Source organism: Sphingobacterium alimentarium, from assembly GCF_004342685.1.
GTDB lineage: Bacteria > Bacteroidota > Bacteroidia > Sphingobacteriales > Sphingobacteriaceae > Sphingobacterium > Sphingobacterium alimentarium.
In genome coordinates this window covers 1-21170 of sequence record NZ_SMBZ01000056.1, presented here as the reverse complement: position 1 = coordinate 21170, position 21170 = coordinate 1, and the positions used below count along the sequence as shown (strand labels likewise).

17 protein-coding genes are annotated in these 21170 nt (G+C 39.1%); 10 read left to right on the top strand and 7 right to left on the bottom strand.

All coding sequences use genetic code 11. The annotated features are described in order from the left end of the window. Positions 1-143: 143 nt before the first annotated feature. Both EDC17_RS15040 and nagA read right to left on the bottom strand, forming a co-directional pair. On the bottom strand, positions 144-1775 hold the full coding sequence (locus EDC17_RS15040) for a glycoside hydrolase family 10 protein (RefSeq protein WP_243646175.1): 1632 nt from the start codon (positions 1773-1775) through the stop codon (positions 144-146). A gap of 78 nt (positions 1776-1853) precedes the next feature. After that, complete coding sequence (gene nagA / locus EDC17_RS15035) at positions 1854-2966, bottom strand: N-acetylglucosamine-6-phosphate deacetylase (RefSeq protein WP_132778865.1); 1113 nt, start codon at positions 2964-2966, stop codon at positions 1854-1856. A gap of 77 nt (positions 2967-3043) precedes the next feature. On the opposite strand from nagA, the gene EDC17_RS17525 reads away from it, so the two are divergent. The 7 genes from EDC17_RS17525 to lipB all read left to right on the top strand — a co-directional run bounded on the left by EDC17_RS17525 (position 3044) and on the right by lipB (position 10082). After that, positions 3044-3160 (top strand): DUF6728 family protein, encoded by a 117-nt coding sequence (locus tag EDC17_RS17525; protein WP_317126065.1) that lies wholly within the window; start codon positions 3044-3046, stop codon positions 3158-3160. A 2-nt stretch (positions 3161-3162) separates the two neighbouring features. Further along, positions 3163-3549: a RidA family protein gene (locus tag EDC17_RS15030; RefSeq protein ID WP_132778864.1), complete on the top strand. Its 387-nt coding sequence runs from the start codon at positions 3163-3165 to the stop codon at positions 3547-3549. 169 nt (positions 3550-3718) lie between these two features. Beyond that, complete coding sequence (locus tag EDC17_RS15025; RefSeq protein ID WP_132778863.1) at positions 3719-4387, top strand: hypothetical protein; 669 nt, start codon at positions 3719-3721, stop codon at positions 4385-4387. A 64-nt stretch (positions 4388-4451) separates the two neighbouring features. Continuing rightward, the gene (recG, locus tag EDC17_RS15020) at positions 4452-6557 is read left to right on the top strand and encodes an ATP-dependent DNA helicase RecG (protein WP_132778862.1); all 2106 of its coding nucleotides are present in this window, start codon (positions 4452-4454) and stop codon (positions 6555-6557) included. A gap of 49 nt (positions 6558-6606) precedes the next feature. After that, a complete protein-coding gene (locus EDC17_RS15015) occupies positions 6607-7932 on the top strand; it encodes a mechanosensitive ion channel family protein (protein ID WP_132778861.1) in 1326 nt (441 codons plus the stop codon). 146 nt (positions 7933-8078) lie between these two features. Beyond that, positions 8079-9272, top strand: a complete 1194-nt coding sequence (gene hflX / locus EDC17_RS15010) for a GTPase HflX (protein ID WP_132778860.1) — start codon at positions 8079-8081, stop codon at positions 9270-9272. 111 nt (positions 9273-9383) lie between these two features. After that, positions 9384-10082: a lipoyl(octanoyl) transferase LipB gene (lipB, locus tag EDC17_RS15005; RefSeq protein ID WP_132778859.1), complete on the top strand. Its 699-nt coding sequence runs from the start codon at positions 9384-9386 to the stop codon at positions 10080-10082. Here lipB and EDC17_RS15000 read toward each other — a convergent pair. From EDC17_RS15000 to EDC17_RS14985, 4 genes are all read right to left on the bottom strand, one after another. Next, the gene (locus EDC17_RS15000; RefSeq protein WP_132778858.1) at positions 10064-10912 is read right to left on the bottom strand and encodes an MBL fold metallo-hydrolase; all 849 of its coding nucleotides are present in this window, start codon (positions 10910-10912) and stop codon (positions 10064-10066) included. The two genes, lipB and EDC17_RS15000, sit on opposite strands and share 19 nt — an antisense overlap. Positions 10913-10987: 75 nt before the next feature. Further along, positions 10988-12415, bottom strand: coding sequence for an L-serine ammonia-lyase (locus EDC17_RS14995; protein ID WP_132778857.1), 1428 nt, complete (start codon positions 12413-12415; stop codon positions 10988-10990). 113 nt (positions 12416-12528) lie between these two features. After that, positions 12529-14232: a glycoside hydrolase family 3 protein gene (locus EDC17_RS14990; protein WP_132778856.1), complete on the bottom strand. Its 1704-nt coding sequence runs from the start codon at positions 14230-14232 to the stop codon at positions 12529-12531. 98 nt (positions 14233-14330) lie between these two features. Next, positions 14331-14873 (bottom strand): TetR/AcrR family transcriptional regulator, encoded by a 543-nt coding sequence (locus EDC17_RS14985; protein WP_132778855.1) that lies wholly within the window; start codon positions 14871-14873, stop codon positions 14331-14333. A 176-nt stretch (positions 14874-15049) separates the two neighbouring features. On the opposite strand from EDC17_RS14985, the gene EDC17_RS14980 reads away from it, so the two are divergent. Then, positions 15050-17725, top strand: a complete 2676-nt coding sequence (locus EDC17_RS14980; RefSeq protein ID WP_165894440.1) for an outer membrane beta-barrel protein — start codon at positions 15050-15052, stop codon at positions 17723-17725. Here the strand turns inward: EDC17_RS14980 and pncA are convergent. Then, the gene (pncA, locus tag EDC17_RS14975) at positions 17718-18308 is read right to left on the bottom strand and encodes a bifunctional nicotinamidase/pyrazinamidase (protein ID WP_132778853.1); all 591 of its coding nucleotides are present in this window, start codon (positions 18306-18308) and stop codon (positions 17718-17720) included. The genes EDC17_RS14980 and pncA overlap by 8 nt on opposite strands. Before the next feature lie 241 nt (positions 18309-18549). On the opposite strand from pncA, the gene EDC17_RS14970 reads away from it, so the two are divergent. Together EDC17_RS14970 and EDC17_RS14965 are read left to right on the top strand one after the other, a co-directional pair. Beyond that, entirely contained in the window at positions 18550-19914 is a 1365-nt protein-coding gene (locus EDC17_RS14970; protein ID WP_132778852.1) for a DUF4270 family protein, read from the top strand. A gap of 3 nt (positions 19915-19917) precedes the next feature. After that, positions 19918-20913, top strand: a complete 996-nt coding sequence (locus EDC17_RS14965; protein WP_132778851.1) for a Kelch repeat-containing protein — start codon at positions 19918-19920, stop codon at positions 20911-20913. The last annotated feature ends 257 nt before the right edge of the window (positions 20914-21170 follow it).

The following is a 21170-nucleotide window of genomic DNA, read 5'->3' as shown; positions in this document are numbered from 1 at the left end:
GGTGGACACCCTTGTCCTAAGCTAACACTTCCCACTGTAAAGGCGTGTTCGGGACTTACACCCTAGAGTTATTGCACATGCTGGGCACACAAAAATCCGAACCTTAACGATTCGGATTTTTTGGTTACACATAAAAAGTACATCTACTCAATCATTTTTGCTTGGTAGTCACTTTCATTTCCCAATCTATCTACCGCTTTAACAGCAATCCCTTTTAAGGTTTTGCCTTGTTTGTTTGTGGGGAATTCTTTTGCACTGATGTTGTTATCTACGATCTCCCATTCCCAATTATCGCCATATCTAGTATATACAATAAATTGTCTGACTTGCTCCGGCTGTTGGTGTAGCCATTTAGCATATACTTTCCCTCCTTCTGGAGTTATCAACAGCGTAGGGGCCAACAGTGGATTAGCACTCAACCACGGGGATCTTGGCACTAATGATTTTTGTTGGTAAGGGCCGTTGTAAAGTGATGATAACATCTCTGGGCTTTTTGTTAGACCTGCGATACTCCAGTGTACTACACCAGGACTTTTGCTAACAATAGAACGGGTTTCACTTATCTGATTAATGATCTCAGCAGGTCGATTTGATGCTTTCACTCCTACCGTATTCAGACCCGGCCATAAGTGTCTTCCATGGGTATTTTCAGATTCCCACCATTTGAGTAAACTCGTAAAACTTTGTTGAGAAGGATTAATAGGCCAATACAATTGAGGCGTAAAATAATCTATCCATCCTTTGTTTAACCACAATTTAGCATCTGCATATAACTCATCATATTGTGAAGAGCCTGAAATTCCTTGTGGGTAACCTGGCTTCCAGATTCCAAAGGGGCTTAATCCAAATTTAACAAACGGCTTCTCTGCTTTGATTTCTTTATAAATTCGTTCAATAAAAGTGTTGACATGCTGACGTCTCCAATCCCCCCTACTTAATTCTCCTCCTTTATTTTTGTACTCATTCCAAGTTTTGCTATCTGGAAAATCTGCTCCTCCATTATAACTGGCATAAGGATAAAAGTAATCATCAAAGTGCACACCATCGATATCATAACGTTTTACTATATCATTGACTACACGCGATGCATGATTCTGCGTGCGTATATCAGCTGGATCAAACCAATACATTCCATTTTTAAGGCGTACCACGTAATCAGATGCTTTGTGCACCATTGACTGCGCAGTAACTTCTCCACCATTGGTATGGTGCGCACGATAAGGGTTCAACCACACGTGCAATTCTAATCCGCGCTTGTGCGCTTCTTCCACCCAAAACTCAAGAGGATCATAGTAAGGACTAGGTTTCTTACCGATTTCGCCGGTTAAGAAATAAGACCATGGCTCATACGGACTATCGTATAAAGCGTCCGAAGAAGGTCTTACTTGAAAAATAACTGCATTGAAATTATTATTTTTCAACATATCCAACAAATGAATAGCTTCTTCTTTCTGCTGGGCAGTAGTTAGGTTTCTTTTTGAAGGCCAGTTGATATTTGCTACCGTAGCGATCCAGGCCGCTCTAAATTCACGTGGAACTTCGGGCAATTGTACACGTACTTTCTCCTGTTTTGGTGCTTCTGTCTTTTGAACTGCACCAGATTGAGATGTGGCAGAAGCCGGGGTCTCTGCTGCTGTCTTTTCTACAACTGCGGGAGGAACCACATTAGTCACTGCCTGAACTTGGGGTTGTTTTTCCTTTCTGGATTTACACGAAACTGCAAATACTACGACAAGACTCATCAGAGCCAACAAACGTATCAAATTAATTTTCATAGAAACAAAACTACAGTATAAACTTTTTATTTTAAGCATTAATCTGGTGAAAGTCGCAACAAAATGCAACAATTACAACTAATTTTTGATTTCTTCTCCTCTAAAATATACTTGATTTGCCAAAAATGATTCATCGAACACAACTATATTGGCAATACTATCTTTTTCAAATCGTCCTAAGTCCTTTCGTTCAATGAGATCTGCTGGATATAGCGTAGCCATACGGATAGCTTCATCGAGTGGTATATCCGCATGATGCACGCAGTTTCTTATGGCTCCCAACATCGTCAACGCCGATCCAGAAAGTGTTCCATCCGGAAGAACGAAATGATCTTCATTACGTACGTGTTGATATATTCCTTTGCTGCATGCAGCTACCGCATCGGTAATCAGGAATAGACGTCTGCCCATAAAAGCTTTACTGATTTTGGCAGCCGCATACGACACATGTATACCATCAACGATAATGGATGCGCAAACAGAAGCATGGTTAAAAGTTGCACCGGGTAATCCTACATTGCGGTGTTGTAGCGGTGACATGGCATTCCAAAGATGAGTAACAGTACGGATACCTCGATCAAAAGCTGCTGTCGCTTGATCAAAAGTAGCATTACTATGGCCTGCACTCACTAAAATCCCTTTCTCCAATAAAAGTTGTAAAACTTCAGGTCTGACACACTCCGGAGCAATAGTCATCATTTGCACGACATCTTGATCTGCTAGGAGGTCTGCAACTAAACTATTTGTAGCCTCAACAATCAATTCATCAGGATGGGCGCCACGTTTCGCGGCATTGAGGAACGGGCCTTCTAGGTGAAGACCTAAGGAGACCTGTGGATCAGCCTTTTTATATATTTGGATAGCCTCCTTGAAGAGTGCTATCGTATTTGTTGCTAAGGTCAGATAAAAAGAGGTACAGCCTTGCGCGAGTAAATCTTTCTCGATTTGATGTATGGACTCCACAGTCAATTCAGCGGAGAAAAGTTGGTCGCCTGTACCATAGATTTGTAGATCTATCAGTCCGGGACACACAAACTTCCCCTCTACATCAATTATTTCAAATTCTGGTGGAATAGCAGTATAATCGACTATCCCATAGACGAATTCTCCTTCTATTAATAATGCTTTGTCGGTATATCTATTGTCCCCGGTATAGATAATACCATTGGTGAGCGCTAATTTTCTTTTCATTATACAAGTATACCAATTCTTATCTGCTATTTGTATTTCCCCGCCTAGGATTGTAACTTAGCCTTATAAGTTTTGAGATGAAAAACACAAGACCAGCAAAACCAACATCATTACGCGTGATGTATACCATCAATGCGATAGCTATTATTCTGTTTATACTCGGAATTATTTATAAAATATTTATAGACAAATAGACATGTCACAAAAAGTAATCATCAACACCTTTAAGGCCCCAGCAGCAATAGGCCCATACAATCAAGCAATCAAAGCTGACAAAACTTTGTATGTATCAGGACAAATTCCATTGGTAGCAGAGTCTATGGCATTAGTAAATACAGGCATACAAGATGAGACTCATCAAGTATTCAAAAATATAGAAGCTATCCTCCATGAAGCGGGCTATGGATTTGAAGATGTGGTCAAAGCATCAATTTTCCTTAGCGATATGGACAATTTTGCAGCGGTCAATGAAATCTATGCGCAATATTTCACTGTCAATCAACCGGCTCGTGAATGTGTTGCGGTAAAGACCTTACCAAAAAATGTAAATATCGAAATATCGGTAACCGCATGGAAAGCTTAATTTTTCTCTCCAATAAAAAGCTGTCTTAAATAAGGTTTAAGGCAGCTTTTTTGCTTTATTCATCTACCATCACAAAATTTGACGAATGCCATATTTATATGATTACTTATTTTAAAGTGTAGCGAATATTTTTATTCAATCGTTTTACAGAATAACCAAGCAAGAAACGATGAATAAAGTACTAACCATTTTATTGGTCATATTCCTATTTAACAGCTGTAAAAAAGATGAATCCTGGCAATATTGGGATAGTCTAGCTAATGAAAAGTTTGAAGGAATTACAAATTTATCCAAAAACTACAGTTGTAATGACATCCCAAATCTTACAATCCAAGAAATATACAATATATGTCCATCCAGCGTAATCGTTCATAAAAATGATCTAAAGAAATTTGAACAACTATACCAAGAGTTTAGGAATTATACTGAGAAATCTAAGAAGTCAGGTCGTCCTGAAGTTTATCTTCTTTGCGCCAATCCTTCGACCATAAAAATTGGATGCAAGGATAATAAGCCTTATTTGATTGACGCATACAATATAAGTGCTGAAGATTTGGAAATAGAAATGTCTAAGCTGTATACAGAAATAAAAAAACATTATACATCTTCCACATGTGCCAACATTAGCGAATGGCGAGGTGTGACATTGTATACAGGCGAAAACAAAGAAGCTATTGCTATCAATAGCACAGATAGTAATTTAAATAAAAAATTATTACTCTACAGGCTCTTAAATTGTCGGAAACTCCAATTAGAAAATAAAGCGTGTAGTTTGGACTATAACTTAAAAATCAAGCTGAGTTGTGTGAATAACGCTATAAGAGCCGAATTTGAATAATAAGTGGAGTATTAATTCATAAATATTGACTTCAATATTTTTTGTAAATTAGCCATTCTTTACAATGGCTGATTTATCGTTAATAACTCCCATAGAATACCTCAAAGGTGTAGGTCCTCAAAAGGCCGATGTACTCAAGAAAGAGCTGCAAATATTCACTATTGGAGATTTATTACAATATTATCCATTTCGATACATCGACCGGACCAAATTCCACAAAATACGTCAGCTTCACCCCGATTTGATTGGCGCTCAAGTGCTAGGACGACTGATCCAACTTCAAGAAGCTGGTGAAAAGAAAGCTAAAAGACTGGTAGGAATTTTCAAAGATGACACCGGATCGATGGAATTAGTATGGTTTCAGAGTGTACAATGGCTCAAAAAAAGCCTTACAGTAGGTTCCGCATACATTATCTATGGAAAACCTACTGAATTCAACGGTCAGATCTCGATTACTCATCCAGAAATTGAATTATACAATAATCAAGAGAAGAAGATTGGTAACATGACGATGCAGCCCGTCTATTATTCCACCGAGAAACTAAAGAAGTTCAACCTGGACACAAAAGGTATTCAGCGCTTGCAACAAACAGCACTGGAGATTGTTTATAAAAATATCCCAGAAACCTTGCCTGATTATTTATTAAGCAAGCACGGTCTGATTCCTTATCAAAAGGCTATACTATCCATACATTTTCCGCAAAATGTCAATGAGTTGAATGCGGTAATTCGCAGACTGAAATTTGAAGAGCTTTTTTTTATTCAGCTGCGATTATTACGTAATAAGCAGCTCAATACACAGAAATACAAAGGACATCGATTTGATAAAGTAGGCGAAAAGTTCAATACATTTTTCAATAGCCGACTACCCTTTCCTTTGACCAAAGCTCAAAAACGCGTTGTCAGAGAAATCCGGATCGACACGAATACTGGCGCACAGATGAATCGTCTAGTACAGGGCGATGTAGGTTCAGGCAAGACGGTTGTTGCGCTGATGAGCATGCTTCTCGCCGTGGACAATGGCTATCAAGCCTGCATGATGGCACCCACTGAAATTCTTGCGACCCAGCATTATAACGGTTTGAAAGAACTGTTGGGGAAAAACCTCTGCACGATCAAACTACTTACAGGCTCTACCACAACAAAAGAAAGAAGAATAATACACCAAGAATTAGAAGAGGGTACCCTGGATATTCTAATAGGTACACATGCGCTGATTGAGGATAAAGTCAAATTCAAAAATATCGGTTTTGTAGTTATTGATGAGCAGCACCGATTTGGTGTCGAGCAGAGAGCTAAGCTGTGGCGTAAAAACACGATACCGCCGCATATGTTGGTAATGACCGCAACACCTATACCCCGGACTTTGGCCATGACTTTATATGGTGATTTAGATATTTCCATTATTGACGAACTTCCTGCTGGGCGGAAGCCTATTAAGACAGTACATTTTTTCGAAAATCAACGGTTACGTGTGTTTGGATTTATGCGTGAAGAAATTACCAAAGGAAGGCAAGTATATATTGTATATCCGCTGATCAAAGAGAGCGAAAAAATGGACTTGCTCAACCTAGAAGCTGGTCTTGAAAGTTTACAGAAGGAGTTTCCATTGCCAAATTATAAAATCAGTATCGTCCATGGTAAAATGCCTGTCAAGGACAAAGATTTTGAAATGCAGCGTTTTGTTAAGGGCGAAACGCAAATCATGGTCGCCACCACAGTCATTGAAGTGGGCGTAAATGTACCCAATGCCTCGGTGATGGTAATCGAAAATTCGGAGCGCTTCGGTTTATCCCAATTGCATCAATTGCGTGGACGTGTAGGGCGTGGCGCCGAACAGTCTTTCTGTATCCTCATGTCGGGAAACAAATTGAGCAAAGAGGGACGTAGACGTCTGGAGACAATGGTACAGACCAACGATGGTTTTGAAATCGCGGAAGTAGATTTAGAATTGCGTGGCCCGGGCGATATCTCAGGCACCCAGCAGTCCGGTGTATTGGATATGAAAATTGCAGATTTGGCAAAAGATCAACAAATACTGGCAGAAGCACGAAATTCAGTCATCGAAATTTTCAGTCAAGATCCTACTCTACAGGCCCCGGAAAACCAGATTTTAGTAAATTACCTGAACCAGCGTAGCCCCGCTATACTATGGGATAAGATTTCATAATAGATAGAAAAAAGCCCTTGTTTTGGATTTTCGTATATTTGCCTTACATATGGAGAATTCAGATTTAACTTACATCGCCTCTGATCAAATTAATTTTATCTACCAACATACTTTTGATTTTTTAAAATTTCTTGGAGGCACCGACAAAATTACACACATCCTAACGACAATCTCGCTGCTGCTGTTAGTAGTATTGGTGCTTGTTGTTATGGATTATATTTTCAGAAATCTTCTCAAAAAACTTTTTACGCGGATTATTAGCAATTCCAAAACGGTATGGGATGACAAACTTTTGCAAAATCGAGTTTTGGACGACGTCAGTCATTTGGTGCTGATCGTATTGGCGCAACAGGTCGTGCCACATCTTTTTGTGGGATTTGTATCTTTCAAATCGGTATTGATAAAAGTGCTTGGTATTGGGGTCATTATTGCGGTATACAAACTTTTTAACGCTCTTCTAAAAACTACACGAGATATCCTGAAGACCTCGAAAACCTTTATGGACAAGCCGCTAGACAGCTACCTTCAAGTGGTACAGATTTTCCTGATTTTCGTAACGTTCACCGTTTCTTTCTCAATTGTGACGGGCAATTCGCCTTGGTCATTCTTAGTATCATTGGGTGCCGCTTCGGCAATCTTGATGTTGGTATTCAAAGACACCATCTTAGGCTTTGTAGCCTCTATACAGGTATCTGCCAATGATTCAGTACGCGTGGGCGATTGGATAGAGATGACAAAGTATGGTGCCGATGGCACTGTGCTACAGATCAATCTAAATAATGTGAAAGTCCAGAATTTTGATAAAACCATCGTGACTCTACCTACCTATGCGCTTCTGAGTGATTCATTTAAAAATTACAGAGGCATGCAACAATCTGGTGGCCGAAGAATAAAACGTGCAATACATATCAAAATGTCTTCTATCCGCTATGTCTCAGCAGAGGAAATCGATAATCTAAAGCGCATACACTTGCTTCAAGGTTTTATTCTCAAAAGAGAAAAAGAAATAGCGGATTATAATCTGATGAATCAAATCGACCAAAGTATGGAAGTGAACGGCAGACGAATGACCAATATCGGATTGTTTAGAGCCTATTTAGAAGCTTATTTGAAAAATAATAAAGATATTCACCAAGAATTCACATTGATGGTTCGTCAATTGGCACCCACCGAACATGGATTACCACTAGAAATCTATGCATTTACAAATGGTACTAATTGGGTATTTTATGAAAGTGTGATGGCTGATCTTTTTGACCACGCATTATCAGCAATTAAGTATTTTAACCTCGAAATATTTGAGCTTCCGGCTTCTGACGATTTAAGAAAGAGCATCAAGCAATTCCCTATTGTAGATAAACATAATGTCAACTAATTTGTTAGTATAGGTAAACTGGCACTTGATTTTAGGGCTTAGCAATCATTTACTGATTTTTGCATCCTAAAAACTATATTTGTTCCATATTTATCGATACACACACAATTCACGTAAGGCTATCGGTAGTATACATATTCATATTTATGGCAAGAAGATTTAAATTATTAGATACAGCTCCAGAAAAAGAAACCGCCATATTGGTGTCGGTGATTACACCAGATGTTTCGGACCAAATGGCTCAAGATTACTTGACAGAATTAGAATTCTTGGTGCAAACAGCAGGCGCAGAAACAGTTAAAGTATTCACGCAGAAATTGCAAAAACCTGAGCATGCCACATTTGTGGGAACAGGTAAACTTGAAGAAATCAGGGAATATGCAGAAGCTGAGGAAGTAGACATGGTCATTTTTGATGACGAACTAACACCCTCACAGCTGCGTAATGTGGAGCGTGAATTGAAGCGCAAAATTTTGGATCGTTCAAGTCTAATACTAGATATTTTTGCTAGCCACGCCCAAACAGCACAGGCCAAAACGCAAGTCGAACTCGCGCAATTGCAATACCTCTACCCACGCCTTACACGGATGTGGACCCACTTAGAGCGTCAACGCGGTGGTATCGGGATGCGCGGACCGGGAGAATCTCAAATCGAGACCGATAGACGTATTATCCTAGATAAAATCTCACAACTCAAAGAGAAACTCAAAATCATTGATAAACAGAATGCTACACAACGAAAGAATCGTGGCGAAATGATTCGTGTGGCATTAGTGGGCTACACCAACGTCGGTAAATCCACTATTCTCAATATGATTTCAAAAGCGGATGTGTATATTGAAAACAAACTCTTTGCGACCTTAGACACGACTGTACGCAAGGTAGTGATTGAAAACCTTCCTTTTTTGCTGTCCGATACGGTTGGGTTTATACGTAAGTTACCTCACCATTTGGTGGAGTCATTCAAATCGACGTTGGATGAGGTACGTGAAGCGGATGTATTGATCCATGTGGTAGATATTTCGCATCCAAACTTTGAAGACCACATTCATGCCGTGAACGAAACGCTAAAGGATATTAATGCACTAGACAAGCCGACTATTACGGTTTTTAACAAGATTGATGCGTTCAAGCCGGCTATCGAAAAGGATGAGAACGGTGAAGAAATAAAGGTTACGTTAGAAGATTTCAAGAATTCGTGGATGGCTAAAAACTCAGATCCTGCTATATTCTTGTCTGCGACCAACAAAACTAATATTGAAGAATTCAAAGAGAAGCTTTACCAGGTAATATCCGAATTGCATAATGCGCGCTATCCGTATAATAATCTATTGTATTAATTCGCAGTTCTTCGAAGAAGTAAAAGAAATTATAAAGTAAAATTATTACGAGTTGTACTATTTTTACATTCGTGTAATCTAACTTTGTAGCCTGGCAATGTATCTTTAATAATGCAAAATAAGAAAGTAGAATTTATTGATTGGGGTTTGGTGGATTACCAAGAAGCTTGGGATAGACAAGAAAATATTTTTGCACAAACACTGAGCCTCAAGCAAGAAAATAGAACCAACAATACGACACTTCCCACGCCCAATTATCTCATATTCACGGAGCATCCTCATGTCTACACCTTAGGAAAAAGTGGACATGAAGAATATTTGCTTCTTGATGAAGCTGGTCTAATCGAAAAAGAGGCGAAATTTTATAAAATAAATCGTGGTGGAGATATTACTTACCATGGTCCTGGGCAGATTGTGGGCTATCCTATTCTGGATCTAGACAATTTCTTCACGGATATTCATCTTTATCTAAGAACTTTAGAAGAGGCCATTATATTGACTTTGGCGGATTATGGAATTGCTGCCGGTCGCTACGAAGGATATACAGGGGTATGGCTAGATGCAGAGAATGACAAAGCGCGAAAAATATGCGCTATGGGTGTACGTGCATCGCGCTGGGTCACCATGCATGGTTTTGCTTTCAATGTAAATGCCGACCTAGCTTATTTTGGCAATATAATCCCTTGTGGAATCGACGATAAAGATGTAACCTCTATGGAACGTGAACTGGGCAGAAAATTGGATATGGAAGAAGTGAAGCAAAGATTAAAAAATCATATCGCTTCTTTATTTCACATGGAACTGGTGTAAATAATTGTTTCGCTATATACCAACGTAGTTTGAACATGTTTTGCTACTGAGACTACTTTGATTTGCTTGTGTTCATCAATCTCAAACATCTCAGTTTCCTCATACCGCGTTGCGATAGAAAACACAATCTCATCGCAATGTGGTCTGAACAATTCATTCACAAGTTCGACTGTATTATTCTCTCCGGATAAATGTCCCAAGATCAAATGTTTTAATCGAGGTTTTCGATTTTCAAGGAATAATTCCAGAGCAGTTGTATTGGAAATATGCCCCCATCCACTACGGATACGGTTCTTCAAAAAATAAGAATACCTACCATTTTCAAGCAGCTGTTCATCAAAATTGCTTTCCAATAGTAGCACGTCGGAGTGCTGAATCACATGCTTTACATTATCGCAGCCCCGACCTAAATCCGTCATGATACTCACATTTACCTTACCATCGGTCACCACAAAACTGCATGGCTCTTTGGCATCATGGAATTTGGGGATTCCCATAACTTTGAGTTTACCTATATGGACTTGGGCATTGGGTGGAATTAAATGAATTAAATGCTCGGGCATATGTAGTCGCGAACCTTCATAACTTCCCGGAGTGATGTATACTGGGATTTGGTATCTTTTGCTAAATACCGAAAGTCCGCGTATATGATCGGTATGTTCGTGCGTGATGAATATGGCTTTGATGCTTGCAGGATCTATTCCCAATCTTGCCATGCGTATCTCAACATGTTTTGTATTGATACCAATATCAATTAATATAGCATCCTCACCTTTAGCGAGGTAATAACAATTACCATTAGAACCGGATGCTATCGAACAATATTTCATACCTGCCACAAAGGTAAAGAAAAAAGCCCTAGTCCCAACAAATGGAACCCATGCTTTCTAATTATAATATTGAGATTAACATTCTGGTAAGCTCAACGGCACCTTCACCGCCAAACCGCCATCAGCAGTCTCTTTGTATTTTACGTTCATATCCTGCGCCGTCTCCCACATGGTGCTCACCACCGCATCCAAACTTACTTTGGCCTTGTCTGGATTCGACTGCAAAGCGAGTTGCGCTGCGGTTATCGCTTTGATAGCTCCCATGGTATTACGTTCTATACAGGGTACTTGTACTAAGCCTCCGATTGGATCACAAGTTAATCCCAAATGATGTTCCATGGCAATCTCTGAAGCCATAAGCACCTGTCTTTGGGATCCGCCGAGGCATTCCGTCAGCGCACCAGCGGCCATAGCCGAAGAAACCCCTATCTCTGCTTGGCAGCCGCCCATAGCAGCGGATATCGTTGCTCCTTTTTTGAATATGGAACCTATTTCGGATGCCGTAGCGATAAATTGAATGATTTTCTCATCGCTATATGCATCGTAAAAAGCTATATAATATTGTAACACTGCTGGAATCACACCCGAAGCACCATTTGTTGGCGCCGTAACCACTCTGCCAAAAGAAGCGTTCTCCTCATTGACCGCTAAAGCAAAACAGCTTACACAATCCAAAATATATCCAAAATCCTTTCCTCCCGAGCGAATAGCTTCCAGCCAGCTATCATAATCCGAATACGGCCGATCCTTGAGCATTCGCTTATTCAGCCGGGCAGCACGTCGCTCTACATTCAAGCCACCTGGTAAAATACCTTCCGTATGACATCCTTTATAGATACATTCTTTGATTACCTGAAAGATATTTAATATTCCTTTTTTTGTTTCCTCCTCTGCGCGCCATGTAAGTTCATTCTCTAGGACTAATTCCGAAATTTTCAACCCTGTACGCATACACGCACTTATCAACTCCTGCGCCGTGTCAATAGGGAAAGGCAATTCTACTTCAGAGAGAAAAGATTCCGAATCATTCTCCTGTGTGACAAAACCTCCACCAATTGAGTAATAGGTTTCGCTAATAGCTGTACCATTTGAAAGAAGCGCCTGAAAAGTAACCGCATTGGGGTGGTACGGCAAGCTTTGGTCAAACAAAAAGAGCAGCTGCTCATCGTACACAAAATTTATATCCTTTTCGCCCGCCAGATTGAGAATCCTGGAAGCCTTTATGTTTTCTACCTTCGGCAACACTTGACTTACATCAAAAGTCACAGGGTCATCACCACTCAATCCTAGCAATATAGCGATATCCGTACCGTGACCAATACCCGTTTTTGCAAGAGATCCGTAAAGAAGAACATTCACTTGTTCTACCACTGTGAGCGCATCTGTATCCTTCAATTTTTGGACAAAACGCTGGGCTGCACGCCACGGTCCTAGCGTATGCGAACTGGACGGTCCGATTCCTATTTTGAACATATCGAATACAGAAATTTGTTCTGATGCCATAGTCTTTCCTACTATTTAATATTATAATATCAAACAAAGTTAGAACTATAAATGACAAAAAAAAGCCAAGCTGAAATTCAGCTTGGCTTTGGGTATATAATTTTAAAAAGCTCTTACAATCCTTTTCCGTAGGAGTATGCTTTTGAAATATTTACAGGAAGTTTTCCTTGAGGCTTGATATCTTTAAGGATCACTTTTACTGCTGCTCTTTGCATGAAATCTTCATTTTGATAACCCATAATAATCGATGCACTACGATTAACATCTACTGAAGTGATTGCGTATGGGTTTGTCAACATCACGGTGATGGTACGACGGCCTGCAATTTTTTCAATGAAAGTATTTACTTCTTTAGAGAAATCTAACGTCGGTCTAGGACGCGGTCTATTATCATGAAGCACTAATATAATTTGATCATGATCTCTCACCTGCTCCACTAAATCCTTCAATTGCTCTGCAGTTTCTTTACCACCGATATAGAAATTTTTAGCATTCGACAATCTAGTGCTCATTCCCTTTTCAAAATCCTGAGCTGAGGTAACCCCTACACTCACGATAGATGTTTCTTTTTTGGGATCAAAAGATTGAATACGACGATTAGATTTCAACAATGTAATCGAGTTGTCAGCCATACGTTGAATCAACGACTTGGTTTGCGGACGATTGATATCAGCATACGTATTATTTCTATTTGCCGGGTTGTATTTATCTAATCCTAACCAAAGCTTAGCCGCCAAGATACGCTTCACACGAGCGTCGATATCCGCCTGTTTCAACCGGCCACTTTGGATAGATTTTTCAACTAGACTAATAGCACGGGCACTATTCTCGGAAAGCTCGAGTAAATCATGCCCCGCTTGAATCGCTAAAATATCAGCTTCTCCATTTGGGAAAAACTTAGTCACGCCTTTCATATTCATAGCATCCGTAACTGTCAACCCTTGAAAACCCAATTCTTTTCGGAGTAAGTCCGTCACTACTTTTTTAGAAATAGAAGAAGGTAAATTAGGGGTGTTGTCCAGCACAGGTATATCCATATGACCTACCATTACAGAAGGTGCTCCTTGTTTTATTAACTCTTTGAAGGGAAAAAGTTCCAATTCCTCCAGACGCTCTCTCGAAAAATTAAGCTTAGGCAAATCATAATGTGAATCCACATCTGTATCACCGTGCCCTGGGAAGTGTTTGATAGAAGCTAATATACCACCATCAACCATTCCTTTCATGTATGCCCCAGATTTGGCCGTTACATTTTCTTTATTATCACCAAAGGAACGGAATCCGATCACGGGGTTTTTAGGATTATTATTAATATCTACTGTAGGCGCAAAATTAAAGTGCATACCTAAACGTAGAAAATCTTTGGCTACCTCACGTCCCATGTCATACAACATAGAATTGTCTTGCAATGCGCCCAATGTCATTTGATAAGGGAACGACTGCGTAGAATCTTGCAGACGCATACCTAACCCCCATTCGCCATCAAAGGTTACCAGCAATGGCACTTTGGAAACTTTTTGGTAGTTGTTGATCATATCTAAGTGACGAACAGGACCACCCTGAAATACCACTAGACCGCCCAATTGCTCATTTTTGATTACTGTACCTACCGAATCAATAAATTTTTGACCAAGATTGGTATGGGCACGCACTAAAAATAGTTGACCAATACGTTCTTTTGGGGTTAAACTATTAAACACAGAATCTACCCACTTGTGGTTACTATTGATGAATTTCACAAAATCAGGCTTCGATTGTGCGGATGCTCCCAAAGACACTAATAATGCACATGAAAAAGCTAAAATAGGTTTCAGCATAATGTAAGATTTAAAGTAATTATATACGAAAATAGAATAATAAATCTAAATTTGGATGATTATGCGAAATTGTTACAACAAAACGCACAAAAACGCAATTAGATAAGATTGTACTTTTCTTCCAACAGTAAAGCGAGATCTAGGGAATTCTCAATATCTCCACAGGCTTCTTTTTTCCAGAGCATATCAATAACCAATAGTAATAGCTGCGCCTCTATTTCAGGATTTGCATAGCCAAGTTCTTTAAATGCGCGAATGATGATAGGATGAACAGGCTTCATGAATTGCTCGTGCTGGGATTTGGAAAAAGGTATATGAGACAATCGTTCTTGAAGCTTCCAAAACATAGGCTCCTCCGCAACTAACTTACTAGGCAAAAAAATCATATTGCGGATAAAATCCTTCGCATTCTTGTAAGTCATCATACCTCTGTGATGCTGCAATACCCTCCTGTATCCTGATTTTATCAAATGTGCGAGCAGTGCATCTTTATTTCCAAAGTGTTTAAATATCAAAGCTTCAGAAACACCAGCGTTAGCCGCAATCTCTTTGGTGGAAGTATCTGCATAACCATTTTTAGCAAACAGAACTAATGCTGCTTCCAAAATTTTTTCTTTTCTACTCAACAACGAACTCTTCATATAAAAACACGTACAATCAAGCAAATATATTCATTTTGAAGAGATATTTGAACTCTAAAAACTTTAAACTATTATTGTATTATATTTCAACCGCAATTGTGAAACCATTTATAACATACACCCTGTTCCTGCTATGCATTATTCTTCCTTTACATGGAAAAGCACAGCAAAATATAATGGGTCATATCTTAACTGAGCAAGATTCGACTGCAGTAATAGGCGCCACATTAACGCTCAGCCTTGTCCAAAAAGATTCCTCCAGCCTCGTCAAAAAAAATACGACCGACAGAAATGGGCAATTTCAATTTAAAAATCTAAAGCCCGGCAAATACTTATTACAAGTCCTGGCATTAGGCTATCAAGTAAAGATAGTACCCATCGAGCTGACCAATAGAAAAACGCAAACACTACAAATCAAACTACCTTCAGACAATATTGGTATCGAAGAGGTGCTCGTCAGCTCCTCCTCGTCCATCGTCATCAAAGGCGACACACTAGAGTACGACACTAAGAATTTCGTGACGCGGGATTTTGCCGATGCGGACGAAGTGGTCGCACAAATTCCAGGTGTGATGATTGATGAAGATGGAAATGTGACCGCACATGGCGAACAAGTAACGCGTATTATTGTCGATGGAAAAGAATTTTTCAGTTCGGATCCTAAAATTGCGTTAAAAACACTGCCTGCGGACATTATCGCAAAGATTCAGTTGATCGATGAGAAATCCGAACAATCCAAGTTCTCAGGATTTGATGATGGCAAACGCAATAAAGTGATTAATATTGTTACCAAACCTGACAAAAAAGTAGGCTATTTTGGTAAATCCGCTGTGAGCAAAGGTGATGCTGACAAATTCTCGATCAATTCATCGACCAATAGTTTTAATGGCGATAAAAAGATTGCTATCAATCTTTTGGCGAATAACATTAATGAAACCAACTTCGCCGAACAAGGCAGAGGCGGCGCACGAGGAGGCAATAACAATACCGATAGAGGTTTATCCGACACCTACGCCGCCGCTATCAACTACAGCAATAGCTTTCCAAAAGCAAAAATCGAACTAAGCACCGACTACAACTTTAATTCATCAACGACCGAAACACAAACACTTTCTGACATACAATACCTAGCCGAAAAACAAGCTGATCAGTTCAGAAAACAAAGCCAGATTTCCGATGTCCACAATATACAGCACAGCCTCGGCGGCAGGCTCAAATGGAGCATTGACTCCTTACATCGCATTGATTTTACGCCCAATTTCAAATACACAAGCAGCGATCGCGTATTCAACACCAGTTTTAACACCATCCGGGACAACGATTCTCCTATTAATAATTCTTCCCGTTCTTCCAACGGTGACAATTCTACCTTCTCATTTGGCGGGTCGATTACCTATATGATGAAACTCAAAAAAGCTGGACGTACTGTTTCACTGACCACGAGCGGCAACAGAAATACAAATGATGCACAGGGTTTGAATTTAGCAGTCACCGAATATTATAAAAATGCCTTGCTCAATCGTATTGACACCAACAATAATAGCAGTCTCACCCAAGGTTATGGAAATGGTTTTAACGGCAAATTGGCTTTCACCGAAAATATTTCAACATACAGCCGATTACAAATGCAGTACAACTTTCGCAATACCGCCTCCTACTCCAATCGTGAGACTTTTGAGTACCTCGCTGAAACCGGTCAGACAGGTGAATTGCGAGAGCGGCTATCTAATGAATTCCGTAATGACTACAATTACCATAGCGCCGGCATGTCTTACATCTTTGCTGTCAAGGACTCCATCCGTTTCCAAGTAGGATTGCAATATCAGCACGGTTTAAGAAATAATGATCGTTTAGTGCCAAGAAATATTCATACTACGGCCGATTTCAGCAGCTTGCTGCCCGAATTGTCGGCTACCTATAAGTTTTCAAAAACGAAACATCTGGAAATCAACTACAGCACACAAACGAATACCCCATCCATCAATCAACTTCAAGATTTTGTAAATAACCAAAATGAACTGCGGATAACCAATGGAAACCCTAATTTAGACCAAGAATATGCGCACAGCGTACGCGTGCAATATAAAGATGTGAATAGACAGTCTGGTCGGTCCCTCACGACAAACGCCAGCTTCGAATATATCCAAGACAAAATAGTCAATAGCATCATTTTAACGGACACAAGTATTTTCATACTGGATGATATCCGGTTGGGAGCAGGTGGCCAATATGTCCAACCTATCAACGCAGATGGTGCTTATACCTTCAGAATCAATAACAGTTATGGACTACCCATCGAAAAACTGAAGCTTAATCTTAACCTCAATTCACGTGTTTATATCAACAACGAACTGGCCGAGATCAATACCCTTGCTATTGAAAATAAAACATTTGGATATGCCCAAAGTATTGGGCTGAATTCTAAGTTTTCTAAAAGATATATTTTTGGGATTTCTTACCATATAGATGGAAAGATAACAGCCAATGTCCTGCGACAAACAGCACGTTATCACGTGATTAATCATCGGCTCAATGCGAATACCTCCTTAGAACCTATCAAAAGTTATGTGGTTTCCTCGAATCTATTGTGGCTCAATAATGGAGGAATTATGAATTATCCCAATATCGAAACGTTCATTCTGAATGCGTCGGTGGGTAAAAAATTATTCAAGCGCCAAAATGCAGAAATCACGATTAAAGGCTTTGACTTGTTGAATAAAGCTATGAATGTAAGCAGACGAGTAACTGAAAATAATATCTCGAACATCACCTCAAACACGCTTTCCCGGTATTTTCTGCTTTCCTTCACATATAATCTCCGGAAATTTGGCACCACCAATCTCTTTAAATAAATAACCCGCCCTTTTGCAAATAAATCTCTTTCTTGCTGCGGTAAGCATCCTTATCGATGGCTTTTGTAGCCTTCGATAGAACCATAGTTTTATAGCCCAAATCCAAAGCATCCATCGCCGTAAAGAATACACAATAGTCCGCCGCCAGTCCGCAGATGTGAACCTCGGTTACTCCTTTGTCCTGCAAATAACCATGCATACCCGTATTACGCAATTTATGATTGTCAAAAAAGCCACTGTAACTATCGATTTCCTTGTTCATTCCCTTACGGAATATAGCCTCGATAGGATTAGAATTCAGTCGCGAAGACATTTCTGCCCCTAAAGTACCCTGTACACAGTGATTGGGCCACAGCATCTGAGGATGTCCATTCCACTCGATAGTATCAAAAAGATTGTGCTGGGGATGCATAGAAGCAAAACTTTTGTGATCTGCAGGATGCCAATCTTGGGTAGCGACAACGACTGCATAATTTGTCTGTATTTTATTAATTAAATCAATTATCTCATCCCCCTGAGGCACCTCTAGAGCCCCGCCGGCAAGAAAATCATTCTGAACATCAACAATAATTAGTGCTTTCATAAAATGAAGTTAAAAAATTCAAGGACATAATACGATAAAGCCGTTTAAAATAAAAAAGAACGCTCTGTAGCAAAAACGCTTATATACACGTGTTTTATAAGCGCAATTTGTAGTCATACAAGGTGGTAAAACAAAATAAATTATTAGATTTGCAGCGCTTGTTTGTTTACAGGCGATATTTAACATATTATAACACATTTAACAGTAGGTATTACTTACATTTGCATGTCAACTAATATATATGAGTCAATTATTACGTTTTAAATATTTATATTTTTTATCCATTGCATCTGCATTATCACTGTTTATAAGTTGTAATAAAGACATTAGTTTGTCTTTAGATGATGTTAACGAAGATATTGCAGTTTCTTTTATTGACTCCTTCACGGTAAATACCTCGACGTTCCAATTGGATTATATGCCAGCGGCATCCATGGGTACGGTATTGGTAGGAAAAATAAATCATCCAGGCGTAGGTGCGGTACAGTCATCCTCTTACTTAAAAGTAACGTTGGATTCTTATACAGACAATATTCCTGAGAATGCAGTATTTGATTCTATCAATGTGGTGCTAAAACCTCACGCGACACGCTATTATTATGGTGACACGACACAAGTACAGTCTATTGCCGTTCACCGTGTAACGCAAGAGATCGTGACGACCAATTTACTTTCATCAATTGATAGTTATAAAGCGCCTGTATACGTGACAGGACCAACTATATTCAACAATCAAAAATTCAATTACAATAATATTGCTTTAGGTACTGGCACTTTCAGACCCAATATTTTTTCATTGGATACCATTAGCGTAAGGTTGGATGACAATTTCGGAAAAGAAATTTTTGACATGGTCAATACCCAGGACTATAATGTTAGCAATACAGAGTCCTTTCAGAACTATCTGAAAGGTATTGCCCTTGTACCGGGAAATAGCAATACGGCGATGTTAGGTCTTAGCGATACCGTAAATATTAATATAAATTATTCATATACTGGATCAGATGGCTTTAAGACGCAAGGTAAAAAGGTTATTACCGCTAGTGGTTCTGCTTTCCAATATAACAATATTGAATACAATAGAGCAGGCACACCGCTGGCGGCTTTGACAGCTAGCAACCGTGAATTGTCAGCAACAGAAACGAATAATAACTTTTACGTACAAGCAGGAACAGGTATTACTACCAAAATTCGTATCCCTTCCTTAAATGCTTTTATGTATAATGACAACATTAGTGTCAATAAAGCAGAACTTGTAATCGAAACGGAATCCGTTTCCTATGGTCCATTCCCTGCACCGACAAGCTTAATGCTGTTAGTAACCAACAAAAACAATATTCCGGTTAATTATGTACCGGCACCTCTATCTAATACTGTTCAATCTGCTGCATTTATTCCTGGTAATAATGTGGGGGAAAACAACAAATATGTATTCAACTTGATTGATTACGTCAAATTTGTAAACTCAAATCGATATATTGACACCGATTTATTAATATCTTCTGTATCACCTAGCATATTTACAACCGTAAACACAGCTAAGATTGCTACAGAAAACGGCAAGCCTAAAATTAAATTAAACATTGTATATACTAAATTTAGATAATTTATGAATAAGAAAAATTGGCTATGTATTGTTTTAGCCTGTGCTTTTACACTTTCAGCATTCAATTCTTGTAAAAAAGACGAAGAGAACAACGACACAACGGATAATGGGCCTACAGAATGGGTAAAATCATCTGCTTTTGATGGAGACCCTAGAAGTGCTGCAGCCTCATTCCAAATTGAAAATAAAGGCTTTATAGCAACTGGCGTGCTTTCTACTAATGAAAGAACCAAAGATGCATGGACATTTAACAACAATATTTGGACTCGCATTGCTGATTTCCCGGGTTCAGCACGTAATGGTGCAGTTGGATTCGCTATTGGTCAAAATGGTTACGTAGGTCTAGGATATGATGGCAACGATGTATTACGTGATTTCTACAGATACAATTCTGCAACTAACACGTGGACGCAAATTGCTTCATTGCCAGAGACAGCTGAAGGGCGTCATGGTGCGGTGGCATTCACATTAGGCAATTACGCGTACGTTGGCCTTGGTGCTACAAAAACTCAAAAAACACTTAAAGATTTTTGGAGATACGATCCTACTACGGATAAATGGGAAGCAATGGGTTCTGAATTCAAACAAAAGCGTGTTAACGCATTTGCCTTTGTAATTGGTAACAAAGCATACGTTGGTGGTGGTTTTGACAACAATCAATATCCAGATGATTTTTGGTCATTTGATGGCACGAAATGGACTGAAGAAGCTCCTTTAAAAGATTCAGATAATACATATGACTTGACTCGTCAAGGTGCATCAACATTCGTAATAGGTAATTATGGTTATGTAATCGGTGGTAAGAAAAATGCTTCATTGAATACAGTATGGAAATATGATCCTGCTGCTAGAAAATGGGAAAGCAAACACCAAGCGCTTCCGCAAAACGCAAGAGATGGGGCTGTAGCTTACTCAATCGGTGGTAAAGGTTATTTAACTGTAGGCACAAATGGATCAATGAAATTTGACGATACATGGGTATTTACTCCAGTTAGATAATAATAAAAGATTTATAATTTTATAGCCTTGTGTGTTGTGCACAAGGCTTTTTTATTTAGCGAAAATTGAGGATGAGTAATTTTTACTCATTTTTTTTATTTAAGAAAATTCTTTTATTTATTTGCTACCACATATTCTTCATATAGACCACTAATAATTATGAACCTGAATTCGATTATTAATTCTATTTAAAATTGCAATCATGGTGATAAATGTTTATATTTAAGTATCTGAAATTCAAATATTTAACAATATAC